Source organism: Massilia sp. BGA-UO-ETr-WB1 (genome assembly GCF_059567845.1).
The window spans coordinates 747201-761749 of record NZ_JCAQOT010000027.1 but is presented as its reverse complement, the minus strand read 5'-3'; the positions used below and the strand labels follow the sequence as shown (position 1 = coordinate 761749).

Below are 14549 nucleotides of genomic sequence, written 5' to 3'. Positions count from 1 at the left end.
GACAGAATACCGTAAATCACTGCTTAGCTACGACGCGCTTACGACTTCCTGCTTCGCTATTTTCCCACTGTTTCTCTTTCCTTGCCAATTGGCAAAGCCCGCACTGGAGTATGTTGCACAATGATAACAAAACAGCTTTCCTCGGAACTCAGCCATACAGAACTACCAGAAGTATGGCGGTCCGAGGTGCATGCACAACTTTCCTCCGGGGAAAACGTTTCAAGTGCCCTCGAGGTTGACCTCGACGCGCGCCTTCATTTTTCCAAGGGCCTCATCCTCGTTACCGAGCGCCGCATTATGGCACGCGCGCCGGGGGAAACGGTATGGCAATCTTGGCCTTACGCGCAGGATTTAACGTTAAAACTGCACGACCATGCGGGCGTCGGCCACCTGGAGTTATTTAACAAACAAGGCCGCCTGGCCAACTGGCGCTTCACCCTGGGCCAGAACCTGCTCGCCATCCGCCTGGCCGAGAAGTTCGCCGCGCTGCGCGAAAGCGCCGTCACGGGCCAGCCCATGGTGCGGGACGAGGAGCATACCTGCCCCTCCTGCAAGGCGCCGCTGGAGCCGGACCAGGACGAGTGCCCGATCTGCACCAAGGTGGTGTACACGCCGCCGTCCACGTGGACCCTGTTCCGCCTGTGGCGCTTTGCCGCGCCCTACCGCTGGCCGCTGCTGGCCGGCTTCCTGCTGATGCTGCTCAGCACGGCGGCGCACATGATTCCGCCGTACCTGACCATGCCGCTGATGGACAATGTGCTGATTCCTTACCAGAACGGCAAGCCGGTCGACACCGGCCTGGTGACCTTGTACATGAGCGGCCTGCTGGGCTCGGCCGTGCTGGCCTGGATCCTGGGCTGGGGCAAGACCTATGTGCTGGCCCTGGTGTCCGAGCGCATCGGCGCCGACCTGCGCACCACTACCTATGAGCACCTGCTGCGCCTGTCGCTGGAATACTTCGGCGGCAAGCGCACCGGCGACCTGATGTCGCGCATCGGCAGCGAATCGGACCGCATCTGCGTGTTCCTGTCGCTGCACCTGCTGGACTTCGCCTCCGACGTGCTGATGATCATCATGACCGGCGTGATCCTGGTCTCGATCGACCCGTGGCTGGCCGCCATCACCCTGCTGCCGCTGCCCTTCATCGCCTGGCTGATCCACCTGGTGCGCGACCGCCTGCGCACCGGCTTCGAGAAAATCGACCGCGTGTGGGGCGAAGTGACCAACGTGCTGGCCGACACCATCCCCGGCATCCGCGTGGTGAAAGCCTTCGCCCAGGAATCGCGCGAAGCGAACCGCTTCCGCGTGGCCAACAAGCACAACCTGGCCGTGAACGACAAACTGAACAAGGTGTGGTCGCTGTTCTCTCCCACCGTGTCCTTCCTCACCGAGCTGGGCCTGCTGGTGATCTGGGTGTTCGGCATCTACCAGGTGTCGCAATCGAACATCACGGTGGGCGTGCTGAGCGCCTTCGTGGCCTACTCCAGCCGCTTCTACGGCCGCCTGGATTCGATGAGCCGCATCGTGTCGGTGACGCAGAAATCGGCCTCCGCCGCCAAGCGCATCTTCGACATCCTGGACCACGTGTCCTCGGTGCCGGAACCGGCCAAGCCGGTCAAGCTGGGCAAGGTGGAAGGCAATATCGCGCTGCGCGACGTCGGCTTCCGCTACGGCAACCGCGCCGTCAACCGCAACATCAGCATCAACATCAAGGCCGGCGAAATGGTGGGCCTGGTGGGCCACTCCGGCTCCGGCAAGAGCACGCTGGTCAACCTGATCTGCCGCTTCTACGACGTGACCGAGGGCGCCATCCTGCTGGACGGCGTGGACATCCGCGCGCTGGGCGTGTCGGACTACCGCCGCAACATCGGCCTGGTATTGCAGGAACCGTTCCTGTTCTTCGGCACCATCGCCGAGAACATCGCCTACGGCAAGCCGGACGCCACCCGCGAGCAGATCATCGCCGCCGCGCGCGCCGCCCACGCGCATGAATTCATCCTGCGCCTGGCGCAGGGCTACGACTCCATGGTGGGCGAGCGCGGCCAGGGCCTGTCCGGCGGCGAACGCCAGCGCATCTCGATCGCGCGCGCGCTGCTGATCGACCCGCCGATCCTGATCCTGGACGAAGCGACCGCCTCGGTGGACTCGGAAACCGAAAAAGAGATCCAGAAAGCGCTGGACAACCTGGTCACCGGCCGCACCACCATCGCCATCGCGCACCGCCTGTCCACGCTGCAGAAGGCCGACCGCCTGGTGGTGCTGGACCGCGGTCGCGTGGTCGAGGAAGGCGGCCACGACGAGCTGATGGCCGCCGAAGGCGCCTACTACCGCCTCTACATGGCACAGGCGCGCAACGTCGACACCGACCTTGACGACGCACCCGGAAAACGACATGACGACTGATATGACGACGCTGAGCATCCACAACTTCATCCTGGCGCGCGACGCCTTCGGCCGCCTGAACCTGACCGACGCCGCCGGCACGGTGCACGAAAACGTGGCGCCGGTGCGCGCCTTCCCGATCCAGGCGCCCGAACAGGGCATCTCGCTGGTGACCACGGACGGCAAGGAAATCGCGTGGATCGACGCGCTGGCCGACCTGAGCGACGCCAATGCGGCGCTGGTGCGCGAGGAACTGCAAGGGCGCGAATTCATGCCCGAAATCGCCCGCATCCTGTCCGTCACCAGCTACGCCACGCCGTGCACCTGGACCGTGGACACCAACCGCGGCCAGACCGATTTCGTGCTGCGCGGCGAGGAAGACATCCGCCGCATCGGCAGCGACACGCTGCTGGTGTCGGACAACCACGGCATTCACTTCCTGATCCGCAACCAGTACGAGCTGGACAAGCACAGCAAGAAAATCCTGGACCGTTTCCTGTGACGGCGCGGCAATGAAACAGAAATCGCTCTCGGCCGGCGCGGTGGTGCAGCATGGCAGCGGCGACGCCCGCCGCTACCTGTTGATGCGCTGCTTCCAGTACTGGGACTTCCCGAAAGGGATGGTGGAGCCGGGCGAGTCGCCCTTCCTGGCGGCGCAGCGCGAGATCGCCGAGGAAGCCACGCTGACGGACTTGAGCTTTCCGTGGGGCGAACAGTTCACCGAAACCGCGCCCTACGGGGACGGCAAGGTGGCGCGCTACTACCTGGCGGTGAGCGCCACGCGCGACGTGGTGCTGGGCGTGAGCGAGGAACTGGGCTTTCCCGAGCACGACGAATTCCGCTGGGTGGACGTGGACGAGGCCCGCTCCCTGCTGGGCCCCCGCGTGCGCGCCGTGCTGGAATGGGCCCACCAGCTCAGCGCCACGCCGCACGCGCCGGATGCCGGCCACCGATAGCTGAAGTAGCCGAAAAGCAACGTCTTTTTCCCGAAACAGCCGCGCTCGTCGCGGCTTTTTGTTTACACGGCGCGCACGAAGGTCTAGCATGATAAACATAGGCAACTAAAATTGCCTATAGTGAATTCACGCCGGAGACCGCCATGTGCCGCACCCCAACCGTCCGTCAACTGTGCTCGCTGCTCGCAGCCGGCTGGCTGGCTGCGGGTACGCCGCCGGCTTCGGCCGCCGCCATCGCGGCAAGCGCCGCCCCGGCAACAGGTCCTGTGGCCTCTGCGGCTGGCCCGCTCAGCCCTTCCGGCCCGCGCGCCGCCTTCGCCTCCGCCTCGCCCGGCCCTGCCGTCGCCCTGTCTGCCGCCGCCGATGCGCAGGACCAACCCGATCCGCAACTGCTGGCAGCCGCCAACAGCGTCACCCAGGCCTATTTGACGCCCTCCAGCTTCTCCAAGGCGCAAGCCAACGACAGCAACGCCAGCCGCCTGCACCTGCCGCGCCAGGACCCGGACCTGGACAGCATCGATCCCTACAAGCGCTACCCATCCAGCGCCGAGGAAGGCCTGAACCCCGCCGTGCTGTGGATTTCCATGCTGGGCCTGATGACGGCCGCCATCTCCGGCATCCTGCAATACGCGCGCAACCCCATCACCCGCAAGCGCAAATACCGCAACTACGACCGGGCCGAGCCGTAGCAGCAGTACACTTAAGCTGCCACAGCGGGCTGTTCCCTCAAAGCGCGACGAATCAGTTACATTGCCAATTCATCAATCGATTGAATAGCCATGAAATCCTGCTCCCTGTTGTTCGCCGCCCTGCTTCTGTTTCCACGCGCCGCCTCCGCGCAACCACTGAACGAGGAAAGCTACGTCCAGATAGGCGGTATCCAGCAGTGGATAACCGTGAAAGGCAGCAGCCGCGCCAACCCGGTAGTGCTGATGGTGCACGGCGGCCCGGGCAACCCCATGAGCCCATATTCCGCCAGGCTGTATGGCGCCTGGCAACAGCACTACACGCTGGTGCAGTGGGACCAGCGCGGCGCCGGCCGCACCTATGCCAAAAGTCCGCCGGCCGAGGGCGAGATGCTGACCGTGGAACGCCTGGCCGCCGACGGCAACGAGGTGGCCGCCTACATCGCCGAACGCCTGGGCAAGCGCAAGCTGATCCTGATGGGCAGTTCCTGGGGCTCCATCCTGGGCGTGCACATGTTGAAGGCGCGCCCTGAACTGTACGCTGCCTACGTGGGCACCGCGCAGGTGGTGAACGGCACGGCCGACCAGGCCAGCAGCTACGCCGCCTTGACGGCGCTGGCGCGCGCCGCGAACGACCGGGACGTGATCGCCAAGCTCGACGCGCTCGGTGCGCCGCCGTGGACCAATCCGCGCAGCTTCGGTGTCCTGCGCCGCGCCATCCGCAAGTATGAAGGCCAGCGCACGGAGCCCGCGCCGAAAGACTGGTGGCAAGCCGAAGCCCAATACGCAACGCCGCAGGCGCAAGCGGACTACGAAGCCGGCGAGGACTACTCCTTCCTGCAGTTCGTCGGCATGAAGGGCGACGGCATGGCGTCCCGGGTGAACCTGCCCGCGCTGGGCAGCGCCTTCACCGTGCCGGTGTTCCTGATGCAGGGCGAGGAGGACCTGCTGACCATACCGGCCGGCACGCGCCGCTACTACGACAGCATCAGCGCGCCGCAGAAGGACTACATCAGCATCCCGCGCACCGGCCACGACCCCAACCAGTCGATGGTGGACGCGCAGTTCAAGCTGCTGCAGGAGCGCGTGCGCAAACTGGCGCAGTAGGATGCTGTACTACCAGCTGCGCTCGAGACCGGCGCGCAGCGTTGGCGACACGTCGGTGCGAGCCAGCAGGCGCTGCACGCCCGCAGGAACCACGGCGCTGCTCCATTCCGACCTGTCCCGCCGCAGCAAGTTCACCGCGCCCAGGCGCAGCCTCGTGGCGCTGTCCAGTTCCCATACCGTGTACAAGTCCAGTTTGCGCACGCTGCCCACCGCCGATGCCTCTCCCGCAGACACCTGCGTGCGCGCCCCACGCTGGTAGTTCAGGTCCGCGCCGGCCTTCAGCCCCGGCCGCAGCTGCCAGTCCAGGCCCGCGTTCGCGCTGAGCGGGGCCTGCCGGTCCAGCCGGTTGTCCGGCCCCGGCACGCTCGCCACGCGCGACCAGTTGCGCGCCACGTTCGCGCGCACCGACAATGCGGCGGACCAGGCAGCCTTCACCTCCAGCGCCACGCCGTGGGTGTCCGCCCGCCCCTGGTTCGACGGCGTGCGCACCCAGCGCCCGCCGTCCCGGAACAGCAGCGGCAGGGTTACATCGTCGATGCGGCGGGCGTAGGCGCTGGCGCTGAACAGCCCGTCCTTGCCGAAATAGTGGTCATACCCGGCGTCCAGGCCCCACGCCAGCTCCGGCCGCAGCGCCGGATTACCCTGCGTGTCGGGATTGGTGGCGCTGTTATTGTTGTCGGTCGTATAGCGGCGCGGTATCAGGTCCACCATGGTGGGGGCCTTGAAAGTGCGCGCCACGCTCAGCCGCACCTGCCGCTGCGGCGACAGCTTGAGCATCCCCTGCAACACGGGACTGAGCACGGGAGAGCGCTGGGCCAATGTGCCGGCCCCGTGCTGTGCCACCGAGGTCTCCAGCGCCTCCCAGCGCAAGCCCGCCGACAGCGACCAGTCCTTGCTCAGCTCCCACTCGTCCTGCGCAAACACCGCAAGGCGGGTGATCAGGCCACGGTAGCGCTCATCGTAAGCGATGCCGGCCGTGTGATCCTGCTCCTCGCGGCTTTGCGTGCGCCGCGTGCGGCCGGCGTCCCAGCCTATGGCCAGCGCATGCCCGCCGCCCAGCGGCAGCTGGTATTTGCCACTGAGGGTGACGCCCAGTTCACCAATATCGGCGTGCACCACCTTCAGGTCTTCCGAGCGCACGCGGCCGGCCAGCGAATGGAACTCGAAATCCGAACTGCGCGGATTCGCCAGTATCCCCACCTTTGCTTCCAGCCGCGCGCCCTGCTGCAGCGCGCGCTGCCAGGTCAGGTCGCTGCGCAGCAGCACGCCGCGAAGATCCACGTGGTGCCCGTTGTCCGGGAACTGGGTTGGTCCGCCGGCCAGCACGGTTTCATGCGATTCCACGCCCATGCTGCGCTCATACAGGTTCACAAAGGTTTGCGAGGCCAGCGTGCCGCCACCGCTGTTCCAGGTAAAGCGCGGCGCCACGCTGGCCGCACGCGCCACGTTGAAGTTGCGCTGCGGGCTCACGCGCGACAAGGCCGGGGCACCGCCCTGCCCGTCCTGCGCCTCCACGGTTTCGTACTCCATGCGCCACTCCGGCGCGGTGACCCTGCTGGCCGTTGCCGCCACCGTGTAGCTGTAGCCGTCCACCTTATCCGACGCCTGCCACGCCAGGCTGGGGGAACGCGTGCCCGCCAGCGCATCCAGTCCCAGCTTGGCCTCCTGCCGCGCGCGCGCCGCGCTCTTGCGCAGGATGATGTTGACGGTGCCCGCGATGGCCTGGGTGCCCAGCTCCACCGAAGCGGTGCGCAGGATCTCCACCTTCTCGATCAACTCGGGGGCCAGGCTTTCCACGTTGAAGCCCGGCGGCACCGCCACGCCGTTCAGCAGGATCTGCGTGTAGCCGTTGCCCAGCCCCCGCATGCGGATCTCGCTGCCCTTGGCGCCATCGCCGATGGTGATGCCCGGCACGCGCTTCAGCGCGTCGGCCAGCGTGCTGTCGCCCTGATGCCGCAGCTCCTGCGGACCGATGATGATGGCCGCAGCGGTGCCCTCGCGGCGCTGATCCAGCTTGGCGCCCGTTACTTCGATCTTCTGCATCTCCTGGGCCGCCGCAGCAAACGGGAACGCGACAGCGACGGCAAATGCACAAACGTGTAATTTCATGGTTTTCCTCAAGTGTACGGACGTGCGAAGTCCTGCCGCGCAGGCATGGACTTCGTTGAAATAAAGGGAGTTAGTTGGCCAGTGCGGCCGAACGCGCACGCAGCGCGGAAGGGAATGCGTTGAAGTCCAGGTTGGCGATCAACAGCGCCGGGTCGACATGCTCGCCGTTGCGCAGCACCTCCAGGTGCAGGTGCGGCCCGCTGACACGCCCAGTGGCGCCGGACAAGCCGATTGTTTGGCCCGCAGCCACTTTGGCGCCAATGCGCACCGAGCGCCGGTCCAGATGCGCATACATGGACCGCAAGCCATTTCCATGGTCGATCACGATGACCTGCCCGAATTTCGGCTGACCGTCATACAGCGCAGTGGACTCCACCACCGTGCCGGCCGCAGGCGCCAGCACAGGCGTGCCGCGCTGTGCCGCAAAGTCTATCCCGTGATGGAACGCGCTGCTCGATGGCAGCGGCTTGCTGCGCGCGCCATAGAAGCTGCTCACACGCGCCGCATCAAGCGGCGCACGCCACGACGGCAGCGCCTGGCCCGCGCCCGGCGTCCCGACTGCCGGGCTTTGCGCCGCAGCCGCAGCTACGCCTGCCGCATCGCCAATTCGCCACGCAAACGCCGGCTGCAACAGCACGCTCGCCGCCAGCAGCGCCACCGTGGCGCAGCCCAGCAGGGCCTTACCCGCCGCGCCCAGCACGCCGGCGCCGCCAGCGCGTATCAGCTTTATCCTGTCACCCAGCGCAGCCACGCCCGCGCCGCCAAACGCGGACGCCGCATAAGCGCCCGACATCATCGCTTGCTGCAGCTTCAGCTGCGCCACCAGCGCCGCCGCATAGCTCTGGCGCTGTTGCGCGGTACGCCCCGCCAGCACTTGCTGGTCGCAGGCCAGTTCCTGCGCCCAGTTCATTTTCGCCCGCATCAGCCGAACGGCCGGATTGAACCAGAACAGCGTCTGCAGCAGCAGGCTGGCGTGCAGCCATACATGATCGCGGCGGCGCCAATGCGTGAGCTCATGCGCCACGATCAGCTGCTGTTGCTGCACGTCGAACTGCGCCAGATGGCTGGGCAGCAGCAGGCGCGGTTCCAGCAAGCCGACCAGCATCGGCGACACCGGCACGGGCGTCTCTAGCACCGGCGGACCGCGATATGGCGACACCTCGACGAAACCCTTATGCGCTTTCAGCGCCGCACCGCTCACACGGTCCGCCGTGCGCAACACAGCGCGCAAGGCCCGCTGCGCGCGCACCCAGCGGCCCGCCGCATACAGCAAACCCGCGCCGTAGCAAGCCAGCCAGGCAAGTGACAGCAGCGACAACCAGCGCGGCATGGTCATGCCATGCGATGCAGCCGGCCCAGCATCGGCATCATTGGCAGCAGCGCCATCGAGCGAGGCCCAGCCGTTACCGTCCAGCGTCCCCGGCGCGCCCGGCACCCGCGAGGCCGGCTCCGGGCCAACCGGCGCGTGCGACGCGTGCTGTGCGGGCTGCGACAGCTCAATCGCAGGCACAACGCTCAACTCCGCGCTGCGCGGCACGAGCGCCAGCGCGAACGTTACCGCGACCGCCAGCTGCGCCAGCAGCCACACCGCGCGCTGCGCAGCGATACCCGGCCACACGCGCTCGGCCAGCTTCAACAGCGCCCACGCGAGCGCACCCGCCACCAGGCAAGTAGCACTGGCCAGCAAAAACAGGAAAGGGGAAATGGCCGGCATGCTCAGTCGTTCTCCGCAGGCCAGTCTTGCAGCAATTGATCCAGCGCGGCCAGCTCCTGCTGGTCCACCAGTTTGCTGCCCGTGAACATATTGACCGGCAACGGCGCATCCATCTCCATTACGCGCTTGCCAAAGTCATGCGCGAAAGCGGCCAGCGTGGCCACCTTCTCCAGCGCCGCCGTATAGACGTTCACGCCGTGCACCGTCTGCTGCGCCACCATGTGCTTTTCCAGCATCCGGTCCAGCGTCTTGCGGGTGGACGAGTACGACCACTCCAGCTCATCCACAACCCGCTCATGGATCTCGCGCGCGCTCAGCGGCTGCTCCTTCCACAAGCACTTCAACAAACTCAATTCCGTTACCGATGGCGTAGACATGGATCGCCCCTATGTGACTAGAGACGCCATGATACGACAGTTGTCGCACACCTGCAATCGCTTTATGCGACAACTGTCGCAGGCCCTGACCGAGCAGTATTAGCGGTTCTGCTTGCTCCCGCCGGAAGAGCTGCCCGAGCTGCCGGACTGCTTGCTGCCCGACGAACTGGCGTTGTCATTCTTGTGGCTTTGACGGCCAGCCTCCACATGCTGCTCGTGCGTGCCGCCCTGCGTGCCGGCGCGCGAGCCGCTGGATTTGGCGCCGCGTTTTTTGTCGTCCTTGGATTGGTTCGGCATGATGCTTTCTCCTGTCAAGTTTATAGCTACCGGCACCATGCCGGTATGCACGCATCATGCGCGCCACGATTTCCGCGAAACATCAGAGCGCAAGCAACAAGCGCGTAGGACTGAACTGAGTTCCCCGGGAACATACAAGCGTTGTGTCGGTTAGGTGAGATAGCGCACCGAGGCGCGTGCGGTGCGGCATCAGACTGGCCCCTGCTCTGTTCACCCTAACAGCCTGAGGAGGCCACTATGCGTACCGATAAAACCCCATCCAAAGCCATGCCTAAAGCAATGCCCACCAAAACCGGCGAGACCGATGCGATCAGCCTGCTGATGGCGGACCATGAACACGTCAAGGACATGTTCGAGCAATTTGAAGACATGACGGACCGGGCCGTGGTCAGCAAGAAGAAGCTGGCCGACGAAATCTGCAGCGAACTGACCAAGCACACCCAGGTGGAAGAAGAGATCTTCTACCCGGCCGTGCGCGCCGCCGGCAAGGAGTTCGAGGACCTGATCGACGAGGCCGTTGTGGAACACGGCTCCGCCAAGCAGCTCATTGCCGACATTGAGGCCATGGACCCGGGCGACGAGCTGTACGACGCGAAAGTGAAGGTGCTATCCGAAATGATCGAACACCACGTGCAGGAAGAGGAAGGCGAGCTGTTCCCGAAAGTGCGCAAGGCCAAGCTGGACCTGGTTGAACTGGGCCAGCAGATGGCCGAACGGAAGGAAGAAATATCGCTGTAGCTTCACAAGCGTGGCGCCCAGGTAACCAAACGGCCCGGCAAAAGGGATAAACTAGCATTCCGTAAGTTGGCCGTGGCGACGCATGAGGCGAACATGGAACGGTTCAAAGAGGGCGATCTCGTACAAGTACGAGGCGGCGGTCCCGAGATGCTGGTGGTCGGCGCGTACGAAGAGTTGCAGTGCGGCGACGAGGCAGTGGTCGGCATATTTTGCGTCTGGGACTGCAACCACCAGTTGAACGAACGGGTGTTCGCCCCGGACGAACTGGACATCATCCGCTATGAGCGCCGCCGCTTCCCACGGCCCGGCTCGGTCAGCGTTCCCCGGAACTGACCTGCGCCGCGCCGGCCTGCGGCGCGGTTGGCAGTCTCAGCAGGTAGATCGTGACGCCGCAGGCTATGAAGAACAGCATCACCTTCAAGCCGATGTAGGGCACACGGTACATCGAATAAACCATCGACGGCCACATCAGCCCCAGCGCCAGCACCTTGCCGCGCAAGGGTATCCCGCGCCCATCCTCAAAGTCCGACAGATAGCGCCCCAGCGCGCCGTGATTGCGCAGCCACCGGTGCAAGCGCTCCGAACTGCGTGCGAAGCAGGCCGACGCCAGCAGCAGGAACGGCGTGGTCGGCAGCAAAGGCAGGAACACCCCCAGCACCGCGAGCGCGAGGAAGATGCAGCCGAGGGCGATGAGGAGGAGTTTCATGTGGGATACAGTATAACTCAGGCTGGGTGAGGGCTACCTGCGCATTGCAGCGAGAGCGGCAGGCGCGGCAAGGGAGTTCCCCCCGCCATACCATCGGTAGAAACCGGTTGACGCCAGCTACGAGCCTCAGGTCACGGATGCCTACGCCCGCTGCCTGGCCAAGGAGGACGGGGCGGCGATCCAAGCCATGAAGGCCGACTATCTGGCCGGCGTTGATAGCGCCATCTCCGCATGAAGGCGGACTCGCAGCGTGTGTACGGGCGCATAATTCCGCAAGTGCTGCTGACTCACCTGGGCGGCTGGAGCGCCGTCACGCTGCCGGACGTCATGGCCAGGCTCAACGCGGCCGGGGCGCGCCACGTCACCCTGGCACAGGCGCAATCCGATCCGCCTACGCCATGCCCGGCGGCGGCTCCGTCATTTCCCGCGCTGCCAGCGCAAAAGGCATCAGCCTGGCCCACACCAAGCCTGCCGCAGCGCCGCTGGACGTCGCCACGCCGTGGCGGTAATGAGCTTGCGCGGATGAAATAGTCATCCGCGTGAGCGAATGGGGCGGGGGCGACGCTGTTCTGCCATGCTAATATTTCAGCGCCTTCACTTCCGGCCTCTCCATGTTGACACTCACATCCAAACTGGCTCCGCTGCTGCCTGGCTTGCCGCTTGGCCTGCTGCTCGGCCTGCTACTGGTGGCGCCGTCGTCCCATGCCGCCAGTGTCCGCCTGGCCGGTCCCGAAGGCGTGGCCGGCGTGCTGTCCGAAGACAGCGCCACCATGAATCTGGCGGCCAGCCTGCTGCGCCGAGACCTGCTGGCGGTGAGCGGCAAAGCGCCCCGCCGCCTCGCCGCAGGCAGCCTGGACGACTGCGAGCGGGTCTGCGTGGTGATCGGCCACCACGACAGCCCGCTGCTGCGCGAGCTGGCCCAGCGCGAACACCTCGATTTCTCGGCCCTGGACGGCGAATGGGAACGCTATATCCGCGTCAGCCAGCCCTCGCGCAGCAAGCCAGGCGTGCAGCTCCTGGTGATCGCCGGCTCGGACGCCCGTGGCGCGGTGTATGGCACGGTGGATCTGAGCCGCGAACTGGGCGTATCGGCCTGGGAATGGTGGGCCGACGTGCAGCCGGCGGTGCGCAGCGTGGCAGAGGTGCGCGCGGAACGCATCCTGTCCGAGCGCCCGTCCGTGCAATACCGGGGCGTGTTCCTGAACGACGAGGACTGGGGCCTGCAGCCGTGGGCCGCCAAGACTTACGACAGCAGCGGCGACATCGGCCCCGCCACCTATGCGCGCATCTACGAGTTGCTGTGGCGGCTGAAGGCCAATCTCATCTGGCCGGCAATGCACGACTCCACCAAGCCCTTCTACCAGATGCCGGGCAACGCGCAGACCGCGCGCGACTACGCCATCGTGGTCGGCACCTCGCACGCCGAGCCCATGATGCGCAACAATGTGCGCGAGTGGAAGAAGAGCGACGGCGCCTTCAACTTCTTCACCAACCGCAACGCGCTGGCCAAGTACTGGCAGCAGCGCGTGGATAAGGTGAAAGCCTACGAGAACTTCTATTCCATGGGCATCCGTGGCGTGCACGACTCGGCCATGGAAGGCGCGAGCACGCTGGACGAGGCGCGCAATGGCGTGTCGGCCGTGATCGACCTGCAGCGCGGCATGCTGGCCAAGGCGCTGGCGCAGCCCTTGCCGAAAATTCCGCAGGCGCTCACCTTGTACAAGGAAGTGCTGGACATCTACAACAGCGGCCTGAAGGTGCCGGACGACATGACGCTGATCTGGCCGGACGACAACTACGGCTATTTGCACCAGCTCAGCACACCCGCCGAGGCGGCGCGCAGCGGCGGTGCGGGCCTGTACTACCACCTGTCCTATTGGGGCCGGCCGCACGACTACCTGTGGCTGAGCACCACGCACCCCGGCCTGGTCCGCGACCAGCTGCAGCGCGCAGCGGCCACCGGGGCCGGGAAGGTGTGGGTGGTCAACGTGGGCGACATCAAGCCGGGCGAGTATCTCACGCAGTACTTCCTGGACCTGGCCTTCGACCAGCGCCTGCTGGAGCGCGGCGCCGGCGAGCATATGCAGGCCTGGTTCGCCGCGCAGTTCGGCGCCGCGCAGGCGCCGGCGATCGCGTCCATCATGCAGGAGTACTACAGCCTGGCATGGGAGCGCCGCCCGGAGTTCATGGGCTTCAGCCAGACCGAGCCGACCACGCCCACGCGCCAGAGCGATTATCTGCAGTCGGGCGGCGAGGAGGCCGAACAGCGGCTGGCGCGCTACCAGGCGCTGGTGCTGCGCGCGCAGGCCGTGGGCGCTGCGCTGCCGGCGGCCAGCCAGGACGCCTACTTCCAGCTGGTGCTGTATCCGGTGCGCTCCAGCGCCAACCTGAATGCGCGCATCCTGAAGCTGGACCTGGCGGCGCAGTACGCGCGCATGGGCCGTCCGGCGGCGCAGCTTTATGCGCGGCAGGCCGAAGCCGCGCAGGCGGCCATCGTTGCGGACACGGCGCGCTACAACGCCCTCGGCGGCGGCAAATGGCGCGGCATGATGGACGCGGCGCCGCGCCGCCTGCCGGTGTTCGACGCGCCCGCGTTTCCCACTTACAGCCAGGCGGGCCGCAGCGGATGCGCCCTGGCCTATCCGACGCCGCTGTCGGCACAGGGCGGCGCGCTGGCCTTTACGCGGGGCCGCGCGGAAACCAAAACCATTACGCTGGTCCAGTACGGCGCGCAGCAGCAGCCGTGGTCCGCCGTCTCCGTGCCGGAGGGGATGAGCCTGTCCACAAGCAAAGGCACGCTCAACGAGGGCAACGGCTACGAGCAACGCATCGAGGTTCGCTATGACGGCAGCGCCGGCAAGGCCGCCGCCCTTCGCTTCGCGTGCGGCGACGGACAGCTGCAAGCGAAACTGCAGTGGGCGCCGGGCGCGGCCGACGGCGTGGCGACGGAACACGAACGGATCATCACGCTGCCGGCCGCGAGCGGCGTGGCCACGGCAGGCTGGTCCGCAATCGATCTGGGCAGCTTCGGCAGCAGCATGCGTTCCGACCTCTCCCTGCCGTCGCGCCACCTCGCAACGGCCAACACCGCAGGCACCGCGCCTGCCGCGCCCGCCCTGCTCTACCGCTTCCACAGCCACACCCGGGGCGCCGCGCAGCTGAAAATCGTCGCCGTACCGGTGCATCCGCTCACCTCGGCCAACAAGCTGCGCATCGCCGTCAGCCTGGATGGCCAGGCGCCCGCAGCGCTGGACTACACCACCCACGGCCGCAGCGACGAATGGAAGAACAACGTGCTGAGCAACACCGCCGTGCGCACCATCCCGCTGGCCGACCTGCCGCCCGGCCCCCATACGCTCACGGTCCACGCCCTGGACCCCGGCATCATCCTGGACCGCATCGAGATTGCCTTCGACGGCGCGCCCAGGTACTACGGCAAACCTGCCGCCGCCGATGCGCGGACCACTCCCTGAAACC

14 protein-coding genes are annotated in these 14549 nt (G+C 66.3%); 8 read left to right on the top strand and 6 right to left on the bottom strand.

The features are described 5' to 3' along the window. Window positions 1-120: 120 nt before the first annotated feature. The 5 genes from AC56DV_RS30210 (at window position 121) to AC56DV_RS30190 (ending at window position 5131) form a co-directional block, all read left to right on the top strand. Window positions 121-2403 carry a cyanophycin metabolism-associated ABC transporter gene (locus AC56DV_RS30210; protein ID WP_496317898.1) on the top strand — a complete coding sequence of 761 codons (2283 nt, stop codon included), beginning with the start codon at window positions 121-123 and terminating at the stop codon, window positions 2401-2403. Further along, the gene (locus AC56DV_RS30205) at window positions 2393-2884 is read left to right on the top strand and encodes a cyanophycin metabolism-associated DUF1854 family protein (protein ID WP_496317897.1); all 492 of its coding nucleotides are present in this window, start codon (window positions 2393-2395) and stop codon (window positions 2882-2884) included. The genes AC56DV_RS30210 and AC56DV_RS30205 overlap by 11 nt, the downstream gene beginning before the upstream one ends. Window positions 2885-2894: 10 nt before the next feature. After that, window positions 2895-3338 carry an NUDIX domain-containing protein gene (locus AC56DV_RS30200; protein WP_496317896.1) on the top strand — a complete coding sequence of 148 codons (444 nt, stop codon included), beginning with the start codon at window positions 2895-2897 and terminating at the stop codon, window positions 3336-3338. A gap of 143 nt (window positions 3339-3481) precedes the next feature. Continuing rightward, complete coding sequence (locus AC56DV_RS30195) at window positions 3482-4027, top strand: hypothetical protein (RefSeq protein ID WP_496317895.1); 546 nt, start codon at window positions 3482-3484, stop codon at window positions 4025-4027. Window positions 4028-4117: 90 nt separating this feature from the next. Continuing rightward, window positions 4118-5131 carry an alpha/beta fold hydrolase gene (locus AC56DV_RS30190; RefSeq protein WP_496317894.1) on the top strand — a complete coding sequence of 338 codons (1014 nt, stop codon included), beginning with the start codon at window positions 4118-4120 and terminating at the stop codon, window positions 5129-5131. A gap of 9 nt (window positions 5132-5140) precedes the next feature. On the opposite strand, the gene AC56DV_RS30185 is transcribed toward AC56DV_RS30190, so the two are convergent. The 4 genes from AC56DV_RS30185 to AC56DV_RS30170 all read right to left on the bottom strand — a co-directional run bounded on the left by AC56DV_RS30185 (window position 5141) and on the right by AC56DV_RS30170 (window position 9628). Continuing rightward, complete coding sequence (locus AC56DV_RS30185; protein ID WP_496317893.1) at window positions 5141-7240, bottom strand: TonB-dependent receptor plug domain-containing protein; 2100 nt, start codon at window positions 7238-7240, stop codon at window positions 5141-5143. 70 nt (window positions 7241-7310) lie between these two features. Then, on the bottom strand, window positions 7311-8954 hold the full coding sequence (locus AC56DV_RS30180; protein WP_496317892.1) for a M56 family metallopeptidase: 1644 nt from the start codon (window positions 8952-8954) through the stop codon (window positions 7311-7313). A 2-nt stretch (window positions 8955-8956) separates the two neighbouring features. Further along, the gene (locus tag AC56DV_RS30175) at window positions 8957-9331 is read right to left on the bottom strand and encodes a BlaI/MecI/CopY family transcriptional regulator (protein WP_496317891.1); all 375 of its coding nucleotides are present in this window, start codon (window positions 9329-9331) and stop codon (window positions 8957-8959) included. 99 nt (window positions 9332-9430) lie between these two features. Then, the gene (locus tag AC56DV_RS30170; RefSeq protein WP_496317890.1) at window positions 9431-9628 is read right to left on the bottom strand and encodes a hypothetical protein; all 198 of its coding nucleotides are present in this window, start codon (window positions 9626-9628) and stop codon (window positions 9431-9433) included. 237 nt (window positions 9629-9865) lie between these two features. On the opposite strand from AC56DV_RS30170, the gene AC56DV_RS30165 reads away from it, so the two are divergent. Then, window positions 9866-10366, top strand: a complete 501-nt coding sequence (locus AC56DV_RS30165; RefSeq protein WP_496317889.1) for a hemerythrin domain-containing protein — start codon at window positions 9866-9868, stop codon at window positions 10364-10366. 93 nt (window positions 10367-10459) lie between these two features. Further along, complete coding sequence (locus AC56DV_RS30160; RefSeq protein WP_496317888.1) at window positions 10460-10699, top strand: YodC family protein; 240 nt, start codon at window positions 10460-10462, stop codon at window positions 10697-10699. Here AC56DV_RS30160 and AC56DV_RS30155 read toward each other — a convergent pair. Continuing rightward, window positions 10680-11072 (bottom strand): YbaN family protein, encoded by a 393-nt coding sequence (locus AC56DV_RS30155; RefSeq protein WP_496317887.1) that lies wholly within the window; start codon window positions 11070-11072, stop codon window positions 10680-10682. The two genes, AC56DV_RS30160 and AC56DV_RS30155, sit on opposite strands and share 20 nt — an antisense overlap. A gap of 391 nt (window positions 11073-11463) precedes the next feature. Further along, the gene (locus tag AC56DV_RS30150) at window positions 11464-11607 is read right to left on the bottom strand and encodes a hypothetical protein (protein WP_496317886.1); all 144 of its coding nucleotides are present in this window, start codon (window positions 11605-11607) and stop codon (window positions 11464-11466) included. 76 nt (window positions 11608-11683) lie between these two features. Between AC56DV_RS30150 and AC56DV_RS30145 the strand changes: the two genes are divergently transcribed. Beyond that, window positions 11684-14545, top strand: a complete 2862-nt coding sequence (locus AC56DV_RS30145) for a glycosyl hydrolase 115 family protein (RefSeq protein ID WP_496317885.1) — start codon at window positions 11684-11686, stop codon at window positions 14543-14545. Window positions 14546-14549 lie beyond the last annotated feature (4 nt).

Bases quoted from the DNA above. Each gene is read 5' to 3' on its own strand.
- AC56DV_RS30150 (WP_496317886.1), bottom strand. From the start codon at position 11,607: ATGACTATTTCATCCGCGCAAGCTCATTACCGCCACGGCGTGGCGACG.
- AC56DV_RS30165 (WP_496317889.1), top strand. From the start codon at position 9,866: ATGCGTACCGATAAAACCCCATCCAAAGCCATGCCTAAAGCAATGCCC.
- AC56DV_RS30170 (WP_496317890.1), bottom strand. From the start codon at position 9,628: ATGCCGAACCAATCCAAGGACGACAAAAAACGCGGCGCCAAATCCAGC.
- AC56DV_RS30210 (WP_496317898.1), top strand. From the start codon at position 121: ATGATAACAAAACAGCTTTCCTCGGAACTCAGCCATACAGAACTACCA.
- AC56DV_RS30205 (WP_496317897.1), top strand. From the start codon at position 2,393: ATGACGACTGATATGACGACGCTGAGCATCCACAACTTCATCCTGGCG.
- AC56DV_RS30200 (WP_496317896.1), top strand. From the start codon at position 2,895: ATGAAACAGAAATCGCTCTCGGCCGGCGCGGTGGTGCAGCATGGCAGC.
- AC56DV_RS30195 (WP_496317895.1), top strand. From the start codon at position 3,482: ATGTGCCGCACCCCAACCGTCCGTCAACTGTGCTCGCTGCTCGCAGCC.
- AC56DV_RS30185 (WP_496317893.1), bottom strand. From the start codon at position 7,240: ATGAAATTACACGTTTGTGCATTTGCCGTCGCTGTCGCGTTCCCGTTT.
- AC56DV_RS30180 (WP_496317892.1), bottom strand. From the start codon at position 8,954: ATGCCGGCCATTTCCCCTTTCCTGTTTTTGCTGGCCAGTGCTACTTGC.
- AC56DV_RS30160 (WP_496317888.1), top strand. From the start codon at position 10,460: ATGGAACGGTTCAAAGAGGGCGATCTCGTACAAGTACGAGGCGGCGGT.
- AC56DV_RS30145 (WP_496317885.1), top strand. From the start codon at position 11,684: ATGTTGACACTCACATCCAAACTGGCTCCGCTGCTGCCTGGCTTGCCG.
- AC56DV_RS30190 (WP_496317894.1), top strand. From the start codon at position 4,118: ATGAAATCCTGCTCCCTGTTGTTCGCCGCCCTGCTTCTGTTTCCACGC.
- AC56DV_RS30155 (WP_496317887.1), bottom strand. From the start codon at position 11,072: ATGAAACTCCTCCTCATCGCCCTCGGCTGCATCTTCCTCGCGCTCGCG.
- AC56DV_RS30175 (WP_496317891.1), bottom strand. From the start codon at position 9,331: ATGTCTACGCCATCGGTAACGGAATTGAGTTTGTTGAAGTGCTTGTGG.